This is a genomic window from Pseudomonas sp. 58 R 3 (assembly GCF_900006605.1).
GTDB classification, from domain to species: Bacteria; Pseudomonadota; Gammaproteobacteria; order Pseudomonadales; family Pseudomonadaceae; genus Aquipseudomonas; species Aquipseudomonas salomonii.
In genome coordinates this window covers 81145-103901 of record NZ_CVTT01000008.1, presented here as the reverse complement: position 1 = coordinate 103901, position 22757 = coordinate 81145, and the positions used below count along the sequence as shown (strand labels likewise).

The 22757-nt window shown below is 56.9% G+C and carries 16 protein-coding genes, 1 other RNA gene and 1 pseudogene; 8 read left to right on the top strand and 10 right to left on the bottom strand.

Features of this window, described 5'->3' with window-relative positions; translation table 11 throughout:
• Nucleotides 1-155: 155 nt before the first annotated feature.
• From BFP92_RS00685 to BFP92_RS00650, 8 genes and pseudogenes are all read left to right on the top strand, one after another.
• A complete protein-coding gene (locus tag BFP92_RS00685) occupies nucleotides 156-1850 on the top strand; it encodes a lactate permease LctP family transporter (protein WP_065911174.1) in 1695 nt (564 codons plus the stop codon).
• A gap of 72 nt (nucleotides 1851-1922) precedes the next feature.
• On the top strand, nucleotides 1923-4745 hold the full coding sequence (locus tag BFP92_RS00680; RefSeq protein WP_065911173.1) for an FAD-binding and (Fe-S)-binding domain-containing protein: 2823 nt from the start codon (nucleotides 1923-1925) through the stop codon (nucleotides 4743-4745).
• A 125-nt stretch (nucleotides 4746-4870) separates the two neighbouring features.
• A complete protein-coding gene (locus BFP92_RS00675) occupies nucleotides 4871-5149 on the top strand; it encodes a hypothetical protein (protein ID WP_065911172.1) in 279 nt (92 codons plus the stop codon).
• A gap of 104 nt (nucleotides 5150-5253) precedes the next feature.
• Nucleotides 5254-5650, top strand: a transfer-messenger RNA (tmRNA) gene (gene ssrA / locus BFP92_RS00670).
• A gap of 173 nt (nucleotides 5651-5823) precedes the next feature.
• Nucleotides 5824-7078, top strand: a pseudogene (locus BFP92_RS00665) (integrase domain-containing protein).
• 774 nt (nucleotides 7079-7852) lie between these two features.
• Complete coding sequence (locus tag BFP92_RS00660; protein WP_065911171.1) at nucleotides 7853-10540, top strand: phosphoenolpyruvate carboxylase; 2688 nt, start codon at nucleotides 7853-7855, stop codon at nucleotides 10538-10540.
• 64 nt (nucleotides 10541-10604) lie between these two features.
• Nucleotides 10605-11660 carry an NAD(P)-dependent oxidoreductase gene (locus BFP92_RS00655; RefSeq protein WP_065911170.1) on the top strand — a complete coding sequence of 352 codons (1056 nt, stop codon included), beginning with the start codon at nucleotides 10605-10607 and terminating at the stop codon, nucleotides 11658-11660.
• A gap of 27 nt (nucleotides 11661-11687) precedes the next feature.
• Nucleotides 11688-12341, top strand: coding sequence for an RraA family protein (locus BFP92_RS00650; RefSeq protein WP_065911169.1), 654 nt, complete (start codon nucleotides 11688-11690; stop codon nucleotides 12339-12341).
• 789 nt (nucleotides 12342-13130) lie between these two features.
• On the opposite strand, the gene BFP92_RS00645 is transcribed toward BFP92_RS00650, so the two are convergent.
• From BFP92_RS00645 to BFP92_RS00600, 10 genes are all read right to left on the bottom strand, one after another.
• A complete protein-coding gene (locus tag BFP92_RS00645) occupies nucleotides 13131-13826 on the bottom strand; it encodes a M24 family metallopeptidase (RefSeq protein ID WP_065911168.1) in 696 nt (231 codons plus the stop codon).
• A complete protein-coding gene (locus BFP92_RS00640; RefSeq protein WP_065911167.1) occupies nucleotides 13820-14941 on the bottom strand; it encodes an FAD-binding oxidoreductase in 1122 nt (373 codons plus the stop codon). Before BFP92_RS00640 ends, BFP92_RS00645 begins: the two co-directional genes overlap by 7 nt.
• A gap of 33 nt (nucleotides 14942-14974) precedes the next feature.
• Nucleotides 14975-15865 (bottom strand): alpha/beta fold hydrolase, encoded by an 891-nt coding sequence (locus BFP92_RS00635; RefSeq protein WP_239694223.1) that lies wholly within the window; start codon nucleotides 15863-15865, stop codon nucleotides 14975-14977.
• Nucleotides 15862-17184: an ATP-grasp domain-containing protein gene (locus BFP92_RS00630; protein WP_239694222.1), complete on the bottom strand. Its 1323-nt coding sequence runs from the start codon at nucleotides 17182-17184 to the stop codon at nucleotides 15862-15864. Before BFP92_RS00630 ends, BFP92_RS00635 begins: the two co-directional genes overlap by 4 nt.
• Complete coding sequence (locus tag BFP92_RS00625) at nucleotides 17133-18065, bottom strand: alpha/beta hydrolase (RefSeq protein ID WP_065911165.1); 933 nt, start codon at nucleotides 18063-18065, stop codon at nucleotides 17133-17135. Before BFP92_RS00625 ends, BFP92_RS00630 begins: the two co-directional genes overlap by 52 nt.
• 14 nt (nucleotides 18066-18079) lie before the next feature.
• Nucleotides 18080-19366, bottom strand: a complete 1287-nt coding sequence (locus BFP92_RS00620) for an MFS transporter (protein WP_065911164.1) — start codon at nucleotides 19364-19366, stop codon at nucleotides 18080-18082.
• A gap of 61 nt (nucleotides 19367-19427) precedes the next feature.
• Nucleotides 19428-20396, bottom strand: a complete 969-nt coding sequence (locus BFP92_RS00615) for a class I SAM-dependent methyltransferase (protein ID WP_065911163.1) — start codon at nucleotides 20394-20396, stop codon at nucleotides 19428-19430.
• Nucleotides 20397-20442: 46 nt separating this feature from the next.
• Nucleotides 20443-20739 (bottom strand): Rieske (2Fe-2S) protein, encoded by a 297-nt coding sequence (locus tag BFP92_RS00610; RefSeq protein ID WP_083221676.1) that lies wholly within the window; start codon nucleotides 20737-20739, stop codon nucleotides 20443-20445.
• Nucleotides 20720-22171, bottom strand: a complete 1452-nt coding sequence (locus BFP92_RS00605) for an iron-containing redox enzyme family protein (protein ID WP_239694221.1) — start codon at nucleotides 22169-22171, stop codon at nucleotides 20720-20722. Before BFP92_RS00605 ends, BFP92_RS00610 begins: the two co-directional genes overlap by 20 nt.
• Before the next feature lie 284 nt (nucleotides 22172-22455).
• A complete protein-coding gene (locus BFP92_RS00600; protein ID WP_065911161.1) occupies nucleotides 22456-22755 on the bottom strand; it encodes an Ada metal-binding domain-containing protein in 300 nt (99 codons plus the stop codon).
• Between the last annotated feature and the right edge of the window lie 2 nt (nucleotides 22756-22757).

Here is a 22757-nt window from a genome sequence, read left to right as displayed (position 1 = left end):
CAGAACACCCCACCCACACCGCTACGACCAAAGTTTCGTGAGCGGCAAATTGACACACCCCTGCCAAGGCTTTTACTCTAGCCGACAGCGACTGTAAATTGGTATTACCAATTATCCAAGCTGACCAAACAACAACAATCAGGGGCCACCCCATTATGCAAACCTGGCAACAGCTCTACAGCCCACTCGGCAGCCTCGGCCTGTCCGCACTGGCCGCCGTTATCCCGATCGTATTTTTTTTCCTGGCACTGGCGGTGTTCCGCCTCAAAGGCCACGTGGCAGGCAGCATCACCCTGGGGCTGTCGATCCTGGTGGCTATTTTTGCCTTCCAGATGCCGGTAGACATGGCCTTGGCCGCCGCCGGTTACGGGTTTGCCTACGGCTTGTGGCCCATTGCCTGGATCATCGTCGCCGCCGTATTCCTCTACAAACTGACGGTCAAGAGCGGGCAGTTTGAAATCATCCGCAGCTCGGTCTTGTCGATTACCGATGACCAGCGCTTGCAAGTACTGTTGATTGGCTTCTGCTTCGGCGCCTTCCTCGAAGGTGCGGCCGGTTTCGGTGCACCCGTGGCGATTACTGCCGCGCTGCTGGTAGGCCTGGGTTTCAACCCGCTGTACGCCGCCGGCCTGTGCCTGATCGCCAACACCGCGCCCGTAGCATTCGGTGCGCTGGGTATTCCGATCATCGTCGCCGGGCAAGTGACCGGTATCGACTCGTTCAAGATCGGCGCCATGGCCGGCCGCCAGTTGCCGCTGCTGTCGTTGTTCGTGCCGTTCTGGCTGGTGTTCATGATGGACGGCCTGCGCGGTGTTCGCGAAATCTGGCCAGCCGCACTGGTAGCGGGCCTGAGTTTTGCCGTCACCCAATACTTCACCTCCAACTTCATCGGCCCGGAGCTGCCGGACATCACCTCGGCCCTGGCCAGCCTGGTGGCGCTGACCCTGTTCCTGAAAGTCTGGCAGCCCAAACGCAGCGCCGGCGCACAAATTGCCGGTGCCACCTCCGCCGCAGCGGTCACCGCCAGCGCAGGCGGCTTCGGCCAGCCACGCCAAACCATCGCCTCGCCTTATAGCCTGGGGCAGATTTTCAAAGCCTGGTCGCCCTTCTTGATCCTCACCGTACTGGTCACTATCTGGACGCTCAAGCCGTTCAAGGCGATGTTCGCCGCCGGCGGCGCGATGTACAGCTGGGTGTTCAACTTCGCGATCCCGCACCTGGATCAACTGGTGATCAAGGTCGCTCCGATCGTCACCAACCCCACAGCGATTCCTGCCGTGTTCAAGCTGGACCCGATTTCAGCCACCGGTACCGCAATTTTCTTCTCGGCACTGATTTCGATGCTGGTGCTGAAAATCAACCTAAAGACTGGTATTACCACTTTAAAAGAGACCTTCTACGAACTGCGCTGGCCGATCCTGTCGATTGGCATGGTGTTGGCGTTCGCTTTCGTTACCAACTACTCCGGCATGTCCTCGACCATGGCCCTGGTATTGGCCGGCACCGGCGCGGCGTTCCCGTTCTTCTCGCCGTTCCTCGGCTGGCTGGGGGTTTTCCTGACCGGCTCCGATACCTCGTCCAACGCCCTGTTCAGCTCGCTGCAAGCCACCACGGCGCATCAGATCGGCGTTAACGACACCTTGCTGGTCGCAGCGAACACCAGCGGCGGCGTGACCGGCAAGATGATCTCGCCACAGTCGATCGCCGTGGCCTGCGCCGCCACCGGCCTGGTGGGCAAAGAGTCCGACCTGTTCCGCTTTACCCTCAAGCACAGCCTGTTTTTTGCCACCATCGTCGGGCTGATCACGCTGGCGCAGGCCTACTGGTTCACCGGTATGCTGGCGCACTAAAAGCCTGCACGTAAGTAGGGTAAGAATCGACGCCGGACAACGGTTCCGGCGTCAGCTATTTCTGGAGGACCGATGAGCCTGCCTGCTGCTTTCCTGAGCGACGTCGCACAACTGATCCCGAAAGATCGTCGCTTCGACGACCCTCTTTCCACCCTCGCCTTCGGCACTGACGCCAGCTTTTACCGACTGATCCCACAGCTGGTGGTTCGCGTGGAGTCGGAAGACGAAGTCGTGGCGCTGCTGCATCTGGCCCAGCGCGACCGCATCCCCGTGACCTTCCGCGCAGCCGGCACCAGCTTGTCCGGCCAGGCCATCAGCGACTCGGTGCTGATCGTGCTGGGTGACAATTGGAACGGCCGCGAAATTCGTGGCCAAGGCACACAGATTCGCCTGCAACCCGGCGTGATCGGCGCCCAGGCCAATGCGTGGCTGGCGCCGTTCGGGCGCAAGATCGGCCCGGACCCGGCCTCGATCAACGCCTGCAAGATCGGCGGCATCGTCGCCAACAATGCCAGCGGCATGTGCTGCGGCACCGCGCAAAACACCTATCACACCCTGGCCGGCATCCGCCTGGTGCTGGCTGATGGCAGCCGCCTGGATACCGAGGACGCGGCCAGTGTCAGTGCCTTTCGCCAACAGCATGGCGAACTGCTGGAGCGCCTGGCCACGCTGGGCCGGGAGACGCGGGCAAACGTCGAACTGGCTGCAAAAATCCGCCACAAATACCGTCTGAAAAACACCACCGGCCTGTCACTCAACGCCTTGGTGGATTTCGATGAACCCCTGGATATCCTCAGCCATTTGCTGGTGGGCTCCGAAGGCACCCTCGGTTTTATCAGCGCAGTCACCTACGACACCGTGATCGACCACCCGAACAAGGCCTCAGCGCTGATTGTGTTCCCGGATGTGGAAACCTGCTGCAATGCCGTAACGGTGCTCAAAACCCAACCTGTCTCCGCCGTTGAACTGCTGGACCGGCGCAGCATGCGCTCGGTGCAGGACAAACCGGGCATGCCGGCTTTCGTACAACAGTTATCGGAAAACGCCTGCGCGCTATTGATCGAATCGCGGGCCGCGTCGCCATCACTGCTGCAGGAACAACTGGCGCTGATCATGGCCTCCCTGGCCGCTTTCCCGGTGGAAGAACAGGTCGACTTCACCCAGGACCCGCTGGAAAACGCCCGCCTGTGGGCCATCCGCAAAGACACTTTCCCAGCCGTCGGCGCCGTGCGTAAAACCGGCACCACGGTGATCATCGAAGACGTGACCTTCCCGGTCGAGCAACTGGCTATCGGTGTAAACCGCTTGATCGAGCTGTTCGACAAACATCACTACGACGAAGCCATCCTTTTCGGACACGCCCTGGAAGGCAATCTGCACTTTGTGTTCACCCAAGGCTTCAACAGCGCGGAAGAAGTCGCACGCTACCAGGCGTTCATGGACGACGTCGCACAGCTTGTGGCGGTGGAATTCGGCGGTTCGCTGAAAGCCGAACACGGCACCGGCCGCAATATGGCGCCCTTCGTCGAGCTGGAATGGGGCAGCGATGCCTACCAGTTGATGTGGCAGCTCAAACGCCTGCTCGACCCCAACGGCATTCTTAACCCTGACGTGGTGCTGAGCGAAGACCCGCAAATCCACCTCAAGCACCTTAAGCCACTGCCCGCCGCCGACGAGCTTGTGGATAAGTGCATCGAGTGTGGTTTTTGTGAACCAGTGTGCCCTTCCAAAGGCCTGACACTCAGCCCGCGCCAGCGCATCGTGATCTGGCGCGATATCCAGGCGAAGAGACGCGCAGGCGTCGACACCACCGAACTGGAAGCCGCCTACCACTACCAAGGCATCGACACCTGCGCCGCCACCGGCTTGTGCGCGCAACGCTGCCCGGTGGGAATCAATACCGGCGACCTGGTGAAAAAACTGCGCACCCGCGATGCCGACCGTACGAAAACCGCCGACTGGCTGGCCAGCCATTTCGCCACGGCCATGCAAGGTGCGCGCTTTACCCTGCATGTGGCCAATGGCGCGCGCATGCTGCTGGGCGCGCCCCGCCTGGCGAAGCTCTCGGCCAAAATCACGCAGCTGTCCAAAGGGCAGATTCCGCAGTGGACCAACGCCATGCCGCAGCCGGAAAAAGCCATCCGCTTCAGCCCGGCAGTGAATGACGAGCGCCCGCGCGTGGTTTACCTGGCCGCCTGCGTCTCACGCGCGATGGGCCCATCAGCCGACGATAAAGAGCAAATGTCGCTGTACGACAAAACCCGCGGCCTGCTGGAAAAAGCCGGTTACCAAGTCGTGTTCCCCGACAACCAGGACAGCCTGTGCTGCGGCCAGCCATTCGCCTCCAAAGGCTACGCCGAACAAGCCGAACACAAGCGCCAGGAACTGATCGGCGCCCTGCTCCACGCCAGCCGTGGCGGCCTCGACCCGATCTACTGCGACACCAGCCCCTGCACCCTGCGGCTGGTGCAAGACCTCGGCGAAACCCGCCTGGACCTCTACGACCCGGTGCGCTTTATCCGCACCCACCTGATGGACCGCCTCGACTTCACCCCACAGCAAGCCCCGATCGCCGTGCACGTCACCTGCAGCACCCAGCACCTGGGCGAAAGCCAGGCCTTGATCGACCTTGCGCGGCGCTGCTCCACCACCGTGGTGATCCCGGAAGGCATTCACTGCTGTGGCTTCGCCGGCGACAAAGGCTTCACCACCCCGGAACTCAACGCCCACTCACTGCGCTCGCTCAAGGACGCGGTGCAACATTGCAGCGAAGGCATTTCCACGAGCCGCACCTGCGAGATCGGCCTGAGCCAGCATGGCGGCATTGATTACCACGGCCTGGTGTACCTCGTGGACCGCGTCACGCAGGCCCGCGCCCATGAAACCTGCAAATAAAACAGAACCCCTGCGTGCCGGCGCAGTCATTTGAATAGGCCTCGGCGCACGAGGCTCACCCGTGACCTCGCTGGCTGCCCCGCCTCGGCGCAGCATCGAGCCTTATTTGCTCAAGGAGATACCCCATGAAGCGTACTGCTCTTGCTGGCGTGTTCATAACCGCCGCGATGTTGGCCTCGCCTGTTTTTGCTGCCGGCGAGCCGGACCTGTGCAAAATCAACCTGGATAAAATCAACAACGGCCAAGCCCTGCTCGCCACCGACACCAGTGGCAAAAAAGGCGAAATCGACACCGCCGTGTCCCAGGCCAGAGCCGCGCACGCCGCTGGCGATGACAAGAAGTGCATCGAGATCACCTCCAAGGCCCTGCAAGATCTGCAGAACGGCGACAAAGGCGGCCAATAAGCGGCTCACTCGCTGAGGGCCAACCTTCGGGTTGGCCTTCCGTGACGGTTTGGCGTACACTGCACAGGCTTGTCACTCACTAAGAAACAACGAGTTACAAGCACGGGGCCGTTTAGGATTCGACGCCGGTCGCGAAACTTTAGGTGCATGCCGAGTTGGTAACAGAACTCGTAAATCCACTGTTGCAACTTCTTATAGTTGCCAATGACGAAAACTACGGCCAGGAATTCGCTCTCGCTGCGTAAGCAGCCTTAGCCCTGAGCTTCTGGTACCTTCGGGTCCAGCAATCACCAGGGGATGTCTGTAAACCCAAAGTGATTGTCATATAGAACAGAATCGCCGTGCAGTACGTTGTGGACGAAGCGGCTAAAACTTACACAACTCGCCCAAAGCACCCTGCCCTTCGGGTCGCTGAGGGTTAACTTAATAGAAACGGCTACGCATGTAGTACCGACAGCGGAGTACTGGCGGACGGGGGTTCAAATCCCCCCGGCTCCACCACTTCATCATCTAAAGACGTCCACGGACGTCTTTTTTTGTGCCTGAAATCCAGTGAATACGGGGGTTTCAGGGCTGCGGGAGGCTTTCTAGGTCTTTTGAGTTCCACGCGTTTTGGTATTCCCAGTGGTATTCCCGGCTACCCGGCGCTAATCTTGGGAATACCAAAAGGTGTCATGGAGTACTTCTCATGTGCGCTCAAACCACCCCGCCTCTCCGACCGCCAGCTCAAGGCGGTCAAACCGAAAGACAAGGATTACGTCCTCACCGATGGCGACGGGCTCCAGCTGAGAGTCAGGGTCAATCGCTCGATGCAGTGGAGTTTCAACTACCGGCATCCCGTCACCAAAAATCGAATCAACATGGCACTCGGCTCTTATCCCGAGGTTTCTCTTGCGCAAGCGAGGAAGAAAACCGTTGAGGCCAGAGAGCTGCTTGCACAGGGCGTCGACCCAAACGCTCAGCGCAATGAGCTACAGGAAGCCAAACGAGCGGAAACGGAACACACCTTCGAGAACGTGGCCACCGCCTGGTTCGAGCTGAAGAAGGATTCCGCCACGCCGGCGTATGCCGAAGACATTTGGCGCTCCCTCACACTGCATGTTTTTCCGAGCATGAAATCAACGCCTCTCTCGGAAGTCAGCGCCCCAATGGTCATCAAGCTCCTTCGTCCGATTGAGGCCAAAGGCAGCCTCGAGACAGTTAAGCGAGTGAGCCAGCGCCTTAACGAGATCATGACCTACGGGGTCAATTCCGGAATGATCTTTGCCAACCCTCTCAGCGGCATTCGAGCGGTGTTCAAGAAACCTAAGAAAGAGAACATGGCAGCGCTACCACCAGATGAGCTTCCGGAGCTCATGATGGAAATCGCGAACGCCAACCCGCTGCCTGATCGAATGGCAGCTACACACTATGACCCGCCCTGCCGAAGCGGCGACTACCCGATGGGCAGACATCGACTTCGACAAACGCATCTGGACCATCCCTCCGGAGCGAATGAAAAAGCGTCGTCCGCACACAATCCCGCTGACCGAACATGCACTCTCGTTATTGGAGACGCTTAAGCCACATAGCGGCCACAGGGAATATGTGTTCCCGTCAGATAGAAATCCGCGCACCCACGCGAATAGCCAGACAGCCAACATGGCATTGAAACGAATGGGCTTTCAGGACCGCTTAGTCAGCCACGGCATGCGCTCCATGGCCAGCACAATCCTGAATGAGCATGGATGGGATCCGGAGCTAATCGAAGTCGCGCTGGCGCATGTCGACAAGGACGAAGTTCGAAGCGCCTACCACCAAGCCATCATCGAACGCCGGCGTCCGATGATGGCTTGGTGGAGTGAACATCTCCAGAAGGCGGCCACCGGCAGCCTTTCGGCAACCGCGATCAATTACACCAGAGACTTCAACGTCGTACCGATACGCTGAGCATCCTAGAGCTGGTGGCACCGGCGAAAAACCGTGTAACCGTATGGTGCAGTATGGGGACAGGATTCACGACTATCGCAAAACCTCCCGCACGCCTGTGCTCCTTAGTCAAAGTCCCTGAGTATGGGAAGGCTCTGCATTCCCATACTCAGGGACTCACGCTTGAATGATCTATCAGCCAACAACGACTGCGATTTTCGCACGTGATCACCCCACCGCTGAAATAGCTTGTCGTTCACCATCAAGGGAGCCGCCGAGACGAGCTTTCCAGCGCCAACTGGCGTATTTAACCTCCGATAGTCTTATTTGGATCATATAAGGCTCTTCTATGGGAACGGGGAGCGGCTGTTAGCATCGTGAAACTTTTTTCATATTCATCTAGAAAACTACCTCCCCGCTCCACCAACGCTTTTCTGGCTTTTTTTCTTTCAGCTTTTTTCTCCTAGAAAAACAGAAGCTTAAGAAAATATCGGCGTTCGAAATTAGAACTTCATCCAACTATATTGAATAGCTCCCTATCATTTTTTCGAGGCCATTTATTCCAAAAAGGTCTTTTGTCGAAAAAACGGGGGCGTGCTTTATTGCTAACAGATGTAACGAGTTGTTTCGAATTTATTGCCGCTTTTCGGTACCGACAAGGGCTTTCTGTCGGCGAACAGGTGAGTTCCGTTCGTTCTGACGCAGTGGGTTAAGCCTGGGACATTGATGATTTTGCTTGTGTCTGTTTGGCGCAATGCAAACAAGGGATTTGTACAATTATCGAGGCTTGAACCCATGAATCATGTGATCAACTCCATACTGGAAAACACGTCAACTCGCCCCTCAATCGGCCATACCAACCCCGCGTTACTGCATGACGTTCTATGGCGAGCATTGGAGCACGCACTCAAGGCAAACATGGATGATGCTTCGCAAACCCCGCACACTCGCGCCTGCCTGAGGATCTACGCCGAAATCGATACGTTGTCGTATCTGGACAAGGCTGATTCGAAACTGGCGGCGGCTCTGGGCAAGGCGTTTTTCGAATCCCGCTCCAGCAAAGACGTCGAGGCTTTCTGGAAGCTGTTGCTGATCAAGCAACTGCTGTTCGAATTGTCGGTTAGGAGTGTGGCGACCCAGATCGCTTCGCAAGCCAGCCTGCCCCGTCAGTTGCTCACGCTCGACTCGCAGTTGATTGCAGCGCCGTCGGGGGTAAATATCAGCCTGGGGCTGCTGTGCAAAGAAACCGACCAGCTCAAGCATTCCGTCGTGCTGGTCTTGCAGAAACTGGCGCAACACGTCGAAGACCGTGGCATGAAAAAACCCCAGGCCACTGCGCAGCTCCTGCTGGAGTTGTACAACGCCGTGTGGTCGGGCAGTAATGGCACCGATATCGAGTCGCAGATTTTTTACGCCGACAGTGTGTATGACGCGTTACCCGACGTGCATCACGCCCTGGGCCTGGCGCCGCAGGAAAAATGGCTGACCTTGTTTACCTGGTTATACGGCGACAAAGATGGCCGCCCCTATGACACCAACCAGCACACCGAAACCCTGGTCGTGGCGCTGGAAACCGCGCTGCGCAATCGCTACATCACTGATATCGACAGCCTGATCAAGGACGGCGGTGCACGGCATCGCCTGGAAGAGATTCGCGCACGCCTGGACAAGGATCATCCCGAGCATTTCGAGCAGCCCGCCGAGCTGATCGAAGCGCTGGGTAGCATACGTTTCACTCAGCCGGCCGCCATTGACCGCTTATTGCTGCGGGTGCATGCGTTTGGCTTTCACTACCTGGATATCGAGTTTCGTGAAAACGCTGAGATGTTCAGCAGCGTGGTCGATGAGATTCTTTCCAGTCAGTGGCTGGAAACCATCGGCCTGGGCCAGAGCCGGCACTATCATGAGCTGGATGAGCGTGCGCGCCTGGCCGCGCTTGAGGTCGCGCTGGAAGGCGACGAGTCCCAGGCTCCCGCTGCCCTGTGGCAAGACTATCTGCAACGCACCGCGTTGATTTACACCAAGAAAGCCGAGCAATACGCCGGCCAGGATTACATCGCGCTGATGGAGCAGGACCCGAGCTACATCCGCATGCACGATGCGCGCAATGCGCTCGAGCGGTTTGAAATGATCGATCGGTATCGCGACCGCATGAAAATCCACGGGATCGCCGAATACACCTCGGCCCTCAGCACGCTGGAGGTGCTGTTCCTGATGAAGGCGGCCCAGGTGCGGGACGGAATCGACATCGCCCTGCAACCCGAAGACCTTGCGGGTGCCGAGCGCACGCTGGCGACGGTGCATGAGGTGTACGAAAACCCGTGGTACCGCCAGCACCTGGCAACGCGAGGCAACCGCCAATACATCACGTTTGGCCCAAGCGACACCGGCAAACAAGGCGGCAAGGCCATGCACAAACTGAACATGGCTATTGCCAACCAGCACAAGCGGATCGCGGCCCGCTACGGTGTCGAGGTGGTTGTCCACGTAATCATGGGCGGGGAACACGCACGGTGTAACGGAGTGATCGCCGAGACCTTGCAGGAGTTCGGTGCGCTGGAGGGTCCGGAAACCCGCTTCATGCTGGCCGGGTGCGCGGAGATGCGCGCTAATCCGCTTACCCGCAACCAGTCCGTCAACTTCCTCAGCCAGTTGTACCGCATGCACGCCGAGCCCCAGCCGCAACCGTCCGAGGAGGTCGTTACGGGCAGGATTCAACGCTGGGCTGAGGTGGTGCGCCGCTACCAGGCGACATTCTTCGAGCATCCAGCCCTGCCTTCCCTGCTGCGGGACCTGGCGCGATTCGATGTGGTCAGGGCCACCGCCAAGGGCACCAGGCCGCCTTCTCGCATCTTTAACATCAAGGTTTTCGAGTCCCGGCCAGATGCCATTCGTGCGATTCCCTGGACCCGTGCGCTGTTGGCCGGTGGGTTACACAGCGAACTGATCGGCGTCGGGCAGTTTTCGCGAGAGCCGGCAGCGCAATTGTCGACGGCGTTTAACGAGGATGAGAGTTTTCATACCTACGTCAAAGGTATGGCCTATGCCATCGCGCGAACCGACCTGAAATGCGCCTGGCTGACCTTGACCGGCAGCATCCCGGAGAAGACCAACATCCTGGCGCTGGCTGAAGCCTTGAAGACTGAAGCAGTCGGAACGGCAGAACAGCTGCTGGCCAGCCTGCACCTGGAAGTGATTGAAGGTAAGCGCTTCGTGTACAGAGCCATTACCGGCACCGAGTGGGTGGATCCATGGAAAATCAAGGAAAGCAGCTTGCTCAACCCGTGGCCTAGCCTCAAGGCAGAGGTCTACCGCAAAGAAAAGAACCTGAGAATCTATCGGTTGTTTCTTATCTACGCCAAAAGCAATCCCGAGTTCATCCAGTCTTCGTCGCTGAATGATTTCTACAGCGGGTTCCTCGCGGCCGCCAGTACCGATGCAGGTCTGGTCGATCCCACCAGCGCCCAACATTTCACTTGGTGATCAGTCCCGATACCCAGGGCAACCTGGGTATCGGCAGGCGCTACCCTCCAAGAGGATCAACTGTATGGCGTTTACTACCCTGATACTCGACGCCCCCGGGCCACCGTTGCTGTTTGAAGAAGTCGATCGCTTCCTTAACCTGGGCCTGGCCGTTACCCTCAATCTGCACTATTTCGCGGACAAGGACCGCATCCGGCAGCATTACACCACGCGCATTCAGTATGCCGAGATTAACTGCCACGACGAGCCTGACTTTATTGCTGCCGTGAATCAGGCCGGGGGTTATAGCGTATTCAAGACACGCCTGAATATCCCCTTCGGCGCTAGCCTGATTCGCGCAGCCACCTCACCCGCGCTGTCTACACCACTGCGCGCCATTGCCCAGGCAGGCACCGGGGTTAACCATATTGATCGACTAGAGTGCGAGCAGTGTGGCGTGGCGATACTCAACACGCCGGGTTCCAACGCGGCCGCTGTTGCCGAATACGTCGTGGCCCAGGTGCTGTTTCTGTCTCGCGATTTGGATTACTACAACGCCGAAACCCACAACGGCCATTGGGCAAAAGGCGCCTTGGCACCTACCTCCGAATACGCCGAACTCACGCTTGGGCTGGTGGGCACCGGCAGCATTGCCCGGCAGGTAGCACGCAAGGCTACGGTGTTGGGCATCAAGGTGATCGCCACCGGGTCGGAGCGTTTCACCGAACCGGTGGCGCGCAGCCTTGAGCTTGAACGACGAGCAAACCTGGCGCAGTTACTGGCCGAGGCGCACATCGTTTCGATCCACGTCCCGCTAACCACGCTGACCCGAGGCTTGTTCGGCACTGCCGAGTTCCGGCAGATGCGCCAAGGTTCAATCCTGATCAATACCGCACGCGGCGGGATCGTTGACGAACAGCAACTGGCAGCCTTCATGCGCCAGTTTCCCAAGCATATCAAGGCGGTCGCCATCGATACCTTTGCCCTGGAAAAGGACCGGTTCGACTCTCCACTGACCGGCATTTCCCGCGCGCAATTGACGCCGCATATTGCCGGCAATACCACCACGGCAATCAGGTCGGCATCGCGCCAGATCGTCGACAAGATCCATGCATTCAGTAACGCCGCCATCGTGCGTTAACCGACCGGACACAAGGAAGGCCATATCATGCAAACCTCTATTTTTACCCGTATCAACGCCCTGAGTTGCACCGACCTCAGCGACGCGATGGACCGCCTGAAAATCGTTTGCCAGTGCACCGACATCATGCCCCTGGATCGCACGTTCAATCTCACAGGCAAAGCATGGACCCTGCGCTACGGCCCTATTGGCCTGGACGGCGGCTCGGTGGGAGATTACATCGACGACCTTGAGGCCGGCCAAGTGGTGGTGATCGACAACCAAGCGCGGCTCGACACTACAGTGTGGGGCGACTTGTTGACCTCTACCGCCGCCCGTAAGCAGTTGGCCGGGACGGTGATTGACGGTATCTGCCGCGATGTCGACCGTGCGCTGGAACTCAACTACCCGATCTTTTCCCGAGGTAACTGGATGCGCACCGGCAAGGATCGTGTGCGTGTCGAAGCGATCCAGGCGCCCGTGACGCTGGGCGGCGTGCGGGTACAGCCCGATGATTGGTTGCGCGGCGACGGTGATGGCCTCGTAGTGATTCCAGCCGGTTCACTGATCGAAGTGCTGGCGGTAGCCGAAGAAGTCCACCAAGCCGAAGAGCATATCCGTGCGGCTATCGAGGCGGGAGTGCCTTTGCGCCAGGCGCGGGCCGACTATGGTTACCACGCACTACAAACCCCACGTAGCTGACGATAGCGTTGACTGATGGCGAGCGTGCCTGATGGTGGCGCCGCCAGTGCTACCCGATATCTATCAACTATACACCGGCACTTTGCGAGACATCGGTTAATGGCGACATCTTCTGCAAAGCAAACAGCTTCAAGCACATCACGGCCGCAGAACGTCTGTAACAGGAATTGAAAAAGTCCGTATCGCTCCCCTCAGGCAACGCCGGTTTGCAAAGTTACGGATGGCGATGTGAATGAACTAGAGGAAAGCCGAGTAGATCACCGCGCGAAGCAAGGTTGTCAGATCGATTAAAAGCAGGGAGGGGGTCAATGGAATGCCATTTTGTGAGGTATTCCAATCGGTATTCCAACCAAAATACAAAACGACTATTGATACTATTAATCAATAGCATAAAAGACCGACTCAGATTACCCCAGCCCACCACTTCATCATCTAAAGACGTCCACGGACGTCTTTTTTTGTGCCTGGAATCCAGCAAACACACGGCTTTCAGGGCCATATGCGCTCGCGTAGGGGTTGTTGTCGATTATGCGTACGGGCGCAGGATGTCGGCATGATGCCTGCTTTTTTTGGCCAATTGCTGACACTCACACGTCCTCACGCATGCCGCACCGAACCACAGGATAGACGACCAATTGCATTGATTCCTTTCTTTAAACCGATGCGCTCCCGCCCCGTCTGCGTGCCGGTATTGCATAGATGAATGCAAAGGAGCCCTATCTGAAGGAGCAAAGGGGGCGGATTTATCAGGGAACGACCATCTGCTTTTCATCAAGACAGCAAGCTTGGTCAAAAATCGTCGAAATACTCATCTTCAAGCAGCATGTCTTCAAAAAACGCGCCAAAGGTGTTTTCCTGGTTGCGGATATGAATTTCCAATACCCATAGCTGACTGCTTGGGGTGAACTCAATGTCGGACATTGCGCCGCCGTAGGCCGCAGAGTGAGGGAAATCTGAAAGCCTGTGGCCATTCAGGTCCAGGTTCAGCAGCCAGCCGCGACGTTCAGTGGCATCGACCGCAAACTGATAAAGCGCTTTGCCCGTGGCTCCGGTGTTGAGCCAATGGCTGCGTACTTCATGGAAAATCGCTTTCGAATCAGCCGCGCAGCGCGCCTTTTCCGAGTCGTCGCCTGTTACAAACGTCTGACCGCCGTCGCCCTCCCACTCTTGCCAAGTCGGGCCGATATCGATGAAGAAAATATCGTCCCCACCCAGCACCCTACCGGGCTGCGAAGGCGCGCCAAAGGTTTTGGTCGTATTTGCGCCAAACCTTACAAAAACACCATGCCACCCTTTAAGCATCTCACGCTCGGCCAGCACATCCTTGGCCAGTTCCAGCGCATCCTCTTCGACCATGCCTGGTCCGATTTGACGAGCGATGTCCAAGATTGCGTTCCGGGTCATCTGCCGCACTTTCATCATGGTGCTCACATTGTAGTGTTGGCCGACGGCCTCCAGAGCGTCACGATCAGCTAAGTTCAACATGGGTATTCTCCCGCTTTAAGAGTGAGTCGTGGACTTTCGGTGAGTAAAACCTGCAGACCTTCCAAGTCAGGGCTCAGGGCGATCTGACAGGCAAGACGGTCGTGGGGGCCTGCACCTGGTAAAGCCCGCAGAAGTCGGGCTTCGGAACGCGTGGCCTGGGGCAGCGCCTCAAACCACGTTTTAGGCAGCCTCAGCCGGCAGGTGCCACATGACTGTTGGCCATTGCAGACGCCCTCGACCAACTGGACGTCGCGCAATGCCCGCATCAGAGTTCCATCGGCGCGGACCTGCACAGGCTCCGAAAATCGGCTGTCTGGACGTGTCACGTTGACTGTCAGTGTGGGGATGTCAGCCGCTTTCGAGGCACCGGCGGCGGCATGCGGCAGCGTATTCGACGCGCTGAATGGGTCGGCGTAGAACTGCGATGCCGGCAGACCGTTGCGCTCGCCAAGCAGCTTCGCGGCGGCGCTAACCATTTCCGGTTTGCCGCAGGCAACTACCCAGGCATGGGCCAGAGAAGTGTGCTGCGCTGAAGCTATGTGCTGCACATAACGCTTGTCGCCGGGGATTTCGCGGCTAAGCACCGGAACAAAGTGAAACTGTGAATACCGCTGCTCGAGCGCGGCGAATTCGTCATGCAGATAAAGATCGTCGCGCGATGGAACCCCCCAATACACACGAATATCCTTGCCCTTACCGGCTATCAGGGCATCCGTGACCAATGCTCTGATGGGCGCTATACCCGTGCCGGTCGCCAGCAGGATTGCCTGCCCCGTCTGATCAAATGAACCTGGCCAGACGCACTGACCGAACGGGCCACGCACCTTCAACAGGCCCAACGCCTGGGCTCCTTGCTTAACACGCTGCGAAAACCGCCCCCCCGTGTGCAACTGCACATGCAGTTCCAACCGGCCATCAGCCTGCATGCCAGTGGCGGGAGAATATGCCCGGAGCGTCCCGTCGTTCAGTTCGACAGTGACGTACTGCCCGGCACGGTAGCGAAGTGCGGTCAGACCTGCGGGCTCCAAATGCAACACCGCCACGCGTGCGCCGGCCCGCGTTACAGCGACTGCACGGTATGAATGCACCCCTGGACCCTGTTCAAGCACATGCATGGGGCAACCTTTCATGCAGCAAACCCAGGCGGCTCATCGGCAATGCGCCCTGATGTGCCCTAACACTTCTTCATTGTCCTCAATAAAGCCGAACGAACCACTGCGTTCCAGGAATGCCAGTTCGACGCGTGCGCGCTGGAACCCGAGTTGAAGCGCCGGATATAAGGCACGGTCAAAACGTCCGGCCAATACCTTGGTCGGCGGCACCAAGTGGTCGAGCAACGGCCTGAAATCCGGGATCTGCAGCAATTGCCCGCCAATGGTGAAATCAACATCGGCACCGCAAAACAGCGGATAAAGCTCGGTATTGCGTGAGCCTGGCTCACTGAACAATTTGCCCGCGTTAGCCGGGTCATAGAACCTGACAAGGGTGGCCGCCTGGCCGAACAGCGCTTGCATGCGCGGCGAGGTGGACACTTCGCCTTCCGCGTGCAATTGGCTTATCTGCTCCCATACATGGGGCAACTGGGTGGCAATGACCTGATTGATATTTTCATGGTTCTGCTGCCACATCTGCGGGCTATGCAGAGAGTTGCAAAGCAGCACGGATCGCACCAGGTCGGGCTGGTCCAATGCCACCTGCAGGCTGATCAGGCCCCCATAAGAAAAGCCGAACAGGTGAGTACCCTCAGGGCAAAGTTGGCTGATCAATACCGTTATATCGAGTACATCCTGCGCGAAGCTGATAGCGTCCAGATCGTCCGGTTTATCGGAGCGCCCACGGCCATACAGGTCGACATAGATGACCCGAAAATCGGCATGCAGGGCGTCAAAGTGCGGATGAAACAGGGCGTGAGAGCCGGCCGGCCCCAGCCCGGAGAGCAACATCAACGGTTGCCCGTTCCCCGCCTGCTCGACCCAAAGGCGTTTACCGCGCACCTCATGGAACGCGCCGGGCGCGTGTTGTACCGATGAAGCCGTCATGCAACCCCCTGCATATCCTGTTGAAAAACCTCGGCTTCGGCCTGCCGTACAGCCTCCACATCCTTGGCAAGTTGCTGCGGGTCGTCATTAGCCAGTACCACAAAGCCCAGTGCCAGGGTTGCGAACAGATCGCGCGTGGCCGGCACAGCCTGACCTTCCTTGACCTGAATGCTCGCATCAACATAACTGCGCAGTGCGCCAAGGGCGTGCAGTTTTTCAAGATTGCGCGCGATGCAAGGCGCCAGTGCCCGGAAAAAAACCACGTTCATATGCTTAAGCAGGGTGAAGCGCTTGGGCGGTGTGACGCCTTGGGTAAAGTACCTCACTGCCCGATGAACCTGGCTGTCGCCGGTGGCGATGACGCACAGCGCCGGGTGACCGCCACCATGGGGCCTGGCGCCCAATTCGATCAACCGTGGGCCATCTGTCGTCTGCATGATTTCGATATGGGAGTTACCCCAGGCAATGCCCAGCGCATCGAGCACCCGCTCGGCATAGTCGGCCAGGGTTTGAATGATCGGGTCGTCGTGGCTGACCCATTCCATCCGGTCATAGATGGCCATGCCATTAGCGTTGGCCAACTTGGTGTATTTGCATACGCTGCACAGCGTGTGAACCCCTGCGTAACTGAAGGTATCGACGACGTACTCGGTGCCGGCAAGGTACTCCTGAACCAGCACCCTGTCGTTGATAATGCCCAGGCGGTTGGGCTTATCGAGCAGCCGCGTGAACGCCACCTGCAAGCTTTCATCGGGGCTGACCTTGCTGACGCCATCGGTGCTCGCGCTTTTGGGTGGCTTGACCACCAGGTGCCGATGAGCCAAGCCATTGTCCACGCGCCAACGTTCCACGCTCGCAAAGTCATTGGTGCATATCTGCTTCATCATGGGTACGCCCGCCGCGGACGCCGCAGCGGCCATAAGGCCCTTGTCGCGCCGTGCGAGGGCAAGCCCCGGCGCATTGGCAGCCTGGGGCAGCAGCATGGGTGCGAGGCGTTCAGCAAGCTCCACCCCGGACTCGCAACCTGTTAACACGCAAATCGGCGAGTAATCGCGTAGCTCGTCCGCCAACGCCTTCAAATCGGCGGCAGGCGCTACATACACCTTGAAAAAATCCTGAGGTCGATACGACGCGGCATACACCTCTGGCGGTTCGGCGCACGACAGTACCGCAACCAGCCTGACACCCTCACGCGCAAACTCTTTGGCGAACTGATTGCCGGATGAATACGGATCGACAATCACCGCGTAACGCTCGATGGCCCGCGTCATGATACGGCCCTCGTCATTTCGCTGATCTTGCTGCAGTAACGCGTCCATGCATCTTCCACCGTAGGGCTGAGGGAGCGGGCGCGGATGGCGGCGTGGACCATGCCGGGCTCGATGACCAATTCCACGTCGATGCCTTGGCGCTGCAGTGCTTGCGCGTAAAGCTGCGCATCAATCGCCAGTGAATCTTTCTCCGCGCCCATTACATAGGCCTTGGGCAAACCGCTGAAATCACCCGCAACCAGGGGCGAGACGTAAGGGTGCGCGGTGGTCGAAGGGTCCGGGGTATAACAGGCCGTATAAAACTCCATCTCGCCGCCGGTCAGCAGTGGCGCATCAGCACCGCCGTTGCGCCAGCGGGTGAAATCCAAGACCGGGCTTATCAGGGCCTGGCCGGCAACCGCGGGGCCATTGCGGTCACGCGCCATCATGGCAACCACCACCGCCATATTGGCGCCTGAACTGTCGCCTGCCAGGATGATCCGGTGTGGGTCGATACCCAGAGTATCCGCGTGTGCGTGGGCGTAGAGCAGTGCGGTGTAACAGTCTTCCAGCGCCACCGGGAATGGGTGTTCCGGTGCCAGCCGGAAGTCCACGGCCATGACGTTGATACGAGACTTCGAAGCGATTTCCGCCGCGACAGAATGATGAGTGTCGAGGGACCCCATGACAAACCCGCCGCCGCGAATATAAATAACCAGACCGTCGCTCCCCGCCCGCGACGGTTCGTAGAGCCTGAACCGAAGGTGCGCATCGCCATGGGTGACGTTATGTTCCGCCCAGCGCACATCCAGCGGCAGCTCATAGGGAAACTCGACCACAAGGCTCTGGTACAGACGGCGCTGCTCCTCCATCGCATAGGTGAAGAAATCAGCAGGCATTACCGCGTTACAACGATCAACGAATTCTTCGATACCCGGTGCGTAAGTCATCGCAATGGCTCCTGTCAGCTGTGGGAAGAGTCTGTACTAAAGGGAATATTGGGTTCACGCAGATCCGCCAGTATTCCGCGGCGAATAAGCGGTAACAGACATAGCGCGGTACCCACGCCGCCCACCCAGAGTGTCCACTCGAGCCCGACGTATTTAATGATCAATGAGGTCATCACGCTGCCCAGGGGAATTGCGCCCCAGATCATGAAGCGCTGCACTGAGTTGACGCGGCCGAGCAGGGACAACGGCGTGTCGGTCTGCCTCAGGGTCAGGGACGTGGGGCCGAACACCCCCTCCCCCAACCCGTGCAATACGCTGGCGGCGATCAGGCCGGCGATCGATCCGGAGGCACCAAAAACGGCAATCAGAAACAACCCGCTGACCGACGTAGCGGCGGCAATCACCAGGGTGCGCGCCATGCCCAATTGGCTGAGCAACCGCGCGGCAATCAGGTTGGCGATCGGAAAACCAATAGCTGCTGCACCAATGACCAGGCCAATCACGTTGGGCGCCAGCAGCAGGATGTCCTTGCAATACAGCACCAGGCTGGTCTCGATAACCGTCAAAAACAGCACATACACGGCACCGCATAAAAACACCGGTTCGAGCTTGGGGTGCGAAAACACGAACTTCAGGCCGGTTTTTATATCCGCCATGATGGAGGTGCGCACTGCGGGGACATGAGTCTGCGCGGGTGCCACGGCCGTATCGCGGATAACACCCAAGGTAAGGATCGACATCAGGAACGAGCAGCCGTTAAGAAGAATCGCCATTGGCGGGCCGAATACCGTGATCAACGGGCCAGCGCCTATTGGCCCCAAGGTGCGGGCAATCGACTCGGAGAAAAACAATTTGGCATTGCCTTTCTGCAAGTCGGATGCAGCGCAATAGATTTCCGGCAAGAACGAGTTGTACGCGACCTGAAAGAACACCGTTGCAATGCCGGCAATCAGGATCAGGCCCATCAGCATCGGGAATGTCAGCAGGCCACCCATGGCCATGAGCGCGACCGTCGCGTAGACCACCATTTGCACAAGGTCCGCCAGGATCATGGTTTTTCGCTTGGGCAGCCTATCGATCAAGGCGCCAACCGGCAGGCCAAGCGCCAGGAACGGCACAAACATTAAAAATGGCAAAAGCACGGCTTGCGCCGCCGATGCGCCGACGGTTTGCACCGCCAGGAACGGCAGAGCGATCACCAGGAATTGATTGCCCAGCAGGCTCAGCGACTGCCCCGACCAGAGCAAATTAAAGTTTTTGTGGTCGGTGCGCCGTAACGGATTTTTTTGTTCAGTGTCCATACACCCTCTCCTAACTCAATAAAACCAATGTCGCTTGACACCTGCGAAACGACGCGGCCTATCAACTGGCGATATTTTCAAACAGCCGGGTGGTAAGTTGTTTTCCAAACCGAACGCCGTCACAACTCAGGTTTAACGAGATCCGGTAATCATGGGATTTTCTAACGTAAATGGGGCAGTCAAATAATTGAACGGCCTGCATCCAGTGCGAACGAACATTATGTGGATCATTGGATAAACACGTGTCTTTTTTAAGATAGAGATCAAACCAAAACACAATGCCATGCGCCAGCGCACTGGCATCGGCGGTAAATGTCAGCTCTTGGTGGGCATCAAAAACAAATTCGTTCTTGAAGTCGGCACTGTAGAACTCCAAGGTGTTACTGACCAGTCGATGCGGCCACGTCTGCAAGCGCACTGGGAAATAACCAGCGGTTTGGAAACTGTTGAATGCACTGACGTCGAGACCAAAAATATCGTCATACACACAGTTGAGGTTGGCCACTTCCTGACTTGATAATAAGCAGGCGTTCAGTTTCACCGATTCAGGAATGATAATGGCGTCGGGGCTGAGCAATTCACGTTTTGCATGAACCAGCGCGTGACCAAAACCTTCGCCGAAAAAACCGCAATCCACGGTTTCGGAAATCATAATCTCGATATTGCGTGGAATATCTTCACCCGGAATCATATCCGTTGACAATTTATTGATAACGGTAATGCGATGCTCCAAACCATTTATTCGGATGATTTCCTCTGCCTTGGCAGCCACCACTGGGTTAAGTTCACACGTGTAAACATGCCGCGCGCCCTTTCGGGCAATCAGCATCGCCAACAGGCCGGAGCCGGTACCAATATCAAGTACGGTTTTATTGGTAAAGTCGGTTGCATCAATGGCGTCAAAAAAAGCCTGATTGCGTTGCTGGTCGTTCAACATAGAAAAATGCCAGCGGGGGATGGTAGCTATCAACGGGTCATTTACATTGATGGTGGTAGCTTTAAACACAGCCTCATTGTTATGACTCAACATGCTAAATCTCCAAAGTTTGGCGATGCGTCCAGTTCAGCGGGTTTGATCAGACGTTGTAAATAAGCCTTTCGAAATCGTTAAGCCCAACCCAGACCGTGTTCGCGTTTTCCACGAAGGCTATATCCAGGTAATCAATCTTGCACTTCTTAGTCTTTTTGCCATGCCAGGGACAGATCACCGACTCATTGTCTTCAGTGCCATGGGTCAGCGGGCCGCCTCGATGCCGGCAGGTCATGTCCTTGAACTTTATCTGCCCGTCGTCGTCGCGCTGCATTTGGATATATTTACTGACCGTCTTGATAACCGGCGGTGTCTGAGATCGATCAAAGGCTATAAGTTGCATATTGGCGATAATCCCCGATAGACAGAATTCGATATTTGCAAAAGTCAGACAAGACCAGCGCACCGTGCAGCCGGTTTTTTGCGATCACCACACAGTCGCCGGGCGACAGATCACTGAAACAATCCGGGCCGTGACAAAACCGCAGCAAGCCTTCATCGACAATACAAAACTCGTCACCATCATGAACGTGCGGAACAGACAGCTCGTTCTTGGGCTCATTGAGGTAGGCGACAGGGATGTTTTCGATGTTTTTCAACACCCTCTGTTTGATATCCATCGCCAGCTGGCGATAGAGGGGGCGCTTGTTCATCCAGGTGATCTGCGCGCACAAATCATCTTCCATGATCTGCTGGAGCATGCAGGACATTTCAATACCACGCACAAACTCGGGATACACCGTCGGCCCGTAGCGTTCCGCCAGCGGCAATAAAATTTCATTCAAGGTCATGGAACCATGGAAGTCGTCGATATGCACGTGTTCGGTGTAATAGCGCGCGTCCACATCAGGAAAGTGTTGCAACAGTAAGTTCCTGACTCTGCCGCAATAAGGCCCGAACGAGTTCTCTGCATAAGTGATTGCGCCGACGTATTCAAAAAAGCATTCCGGGCTTCGCGTCAATTTATGGAAGTAGTTATTGTTGAGCAGCGAAGACGTCAGGTAGAAATTCCAATAAGCATGGGAATTATCCAGCATGCCGATAGATTTCAGCGTCGACTTGAACAGCGTACTGTGCTTTGTCGCATGTTTGCCATAACCGAACTCATCGAGTAATACGCGGAATACTGCAGATTGCGCGTCGCCATAATCGCCTTTTGCAAACCTCGCCATGTGCGAAGACTCAGGAAGGAAATCCACGGCGTGTTGCATCAGTAACAACTTCAGCATCAATTGCGGGTCATCGGCACTCTGAATCAGGCTCAAAGTATCTAATACGGCGTCGCCATGAGGTTCCAGTTTTTCTGCAAGAAAGCACTTGAACAGCTCCTTGTTCCACCCCCCACCGACTTTTACCTGAGCCTGTAGATCACCCAAAACCTTTTCCTCAAGCGGGGCAATCAGCTCATTTGCCAGCGTTCTCAGCGGAGTGCTATAGGCAGTTTTGAGGTCTTCTATAATATTGTTGGACGTAGCAGGCAGGTAGAGAAAATCTTGTTCGTACAGCGCCGTAAGCGTTCGATTCATTGTCAGGGATGAATAATTGAACAGCGTACTTTGCGTAACGCTGTCAAATGTAGTGTAGGGAAAAGCTTGCGGTCGAAGGGGGCGTTTCCAGACAGATTCACATTCTACCCAGTCTTCGCCGTCATGATATAGCTCTGTTTCACCCAAACGGTTCATAAGACGTTCAAAGTCTTCAGTTGCCTGCACATCCATTGCGCCACCCCAAATGATTAGGTTTATCGATAGAACCAAAGCATTATCGTTCGGCATATCGCATGTCGGCGATGCAATAGCCTTGCACCTCGCGTCAGCACTACACTGATTACGAGGGGCAGGGTCAAAATATTGCAAAACATTTCATGGAAAACTCTGTTTCTTGCTTTTATATTTTTAATATCTAATTTTTCACACGCCACACAGAACGCATCCCGCTGCAGGATCCGCACTATGGTTTTTTTCGCGCACAAAATTTCACATGCACGCTGTTACTTAACCGTTCGGGCCTGCCAAGTTTCGTGCTTTATCAAGTTGATAACCGCGGATACAGCGATAGTCTAAGGTTCACATTGCTTTGTTATCACCTCCCCCTTTATGAGCCCTTCAGTTGTCAGCTTCCACTCACGGTAACTGGCGGGCATGCATCGAAAGCAGGGGCGATAGCCTGCCAATCGCGCAGTCTGTTCATCGATAAAAAACACACGATCCTTCACATATCCGCCTTTGCTCAATGCCCGCAGTGCAGCCGGGCAGTCCAGGAGCCCGTAGATCTTGCTTCCTTTATGCCCGCCAAACTGACCCGGCTTGGAACTGAGGGCGGGCTTGCCGTGGGAATCTATGACTTTCCAACGCCTCATTA

Excerpts from the sequence above, each read along its gene's own strand:
- BFP92_RS00685 (WP_065911174.1), top strand. The coding sequence starts at position 156 with ATGCAAACCTGGCAACAGCTCTACAGCCCACTCGGCAGCCTCGGCCTG.
- BFP92_RS00680 (WP_065911173.1), top strand. The coding sequence starts at position 1,923 with ATGAGCCTGCCTGCTGCTTTCCTGAGCGACGTCGCACAACTGATCCCG.
- BFP92_RS00675 (WP_065911172.1), top strand. The coding sequence starts at position 4,871 with ATGAAGCGTACTGCTCTTGCTGGCGTGTTCATAACCGCCGCGATGTTG.
- BFP92_RS00660 (WP_065911171.1), top strand. The coding sequence starts at position 7,853 with ATGAATCATGTGATCAACTCCATACTGGAAAACACGTCAACTCGCCCC.
- BFP92_RS00655 (WP_065911170.1), top strand. The coding sequence starts at position 10,605 with ATGGCGTTTACTACCCTGATACTCGACGCCCCCGGGCCACCGTTGCTG.
- BFP92_RS00650 (WP_065911169.1), top strand. The coding sequence starts at position 11,688 with ATGCAAACCTCTATTTTTACCCGTATCAACGCCCTGAGTTGCACCGAC.
- BFP92_RS00645 (WP_065911168.1), bottom strand. The coding sequence starts at position 13,826 with ATGTTGAACTTAGCTGATCGTGACGCTCTGGAGGCCGTCGGCCAACAC.
- BFP92_RS00640 (WP_065911167.1), bottom strand. The coding sequence starts at position 14,941 with ATGCATGTGCTTGAACAGGGTCCAGGGGTGCATTCATACCGTGCAGTC.
- BFP92_RS00635 (WP_239694223.1), bottom strand. The coding sequence starts at position 15,865 with ATGACGGCTTCATCGGTACAACACGCGCCCGGCGCGTTCCATGAGGTG.
- BFP92_RS00630 (WP_239694222.1), bottom strand. The coding sequence starts at position 17,184 with ATGGACGCGTTACTGCAGCAAGATCAGCGAAATGACGAGGGCCGTATC.
- BFP92_RS00625 (WP_065911165.1), bottom strand. The coding sequence starts at position 18,065 with ATGACTTACGCACCGGGTATCGAAGAATTCGTTGATCGTTGTAACGCG.
- BFP92_RS00620 (WP_065911164.1), bottom strand. The coding sequence starts at position 19,366 with ATGGACACTGAACAAAAAAATCCGTTACGGCGCACCGACCACAAAAAC.
- BFP92_RS00615 (WP_065911163.1), bottom strand. The coding sequence starts at position 20,396 with ATGTTGAGTCATAACAATGAGGCTGTGTTTAAAGCTACCACCATCAAT.
- BFP92_RS00610 (WP_083221676.1), bottom strand. The coding sequence starts at position 20,739 with ATGCAACTTATAGCCTTTGATCGATCTCAGACACCGCCGGTTATCAAG.
- BFP92_RS00605 (WP_239694221.1), bottom strand. The coding sequence starts at position 22,171 with ATGCCGAACGATAATGCTTTGGTTCTATCGATAAACCTAATCATTTGG.
- BFP92_RS00600 (WP_065911161.1), bottom strand. The coding sequence starts at position 22,755 with ATGAGGCGTTGGAAAGTCATAGATTCCCACGGCAAGCCCGCCCTCAGT.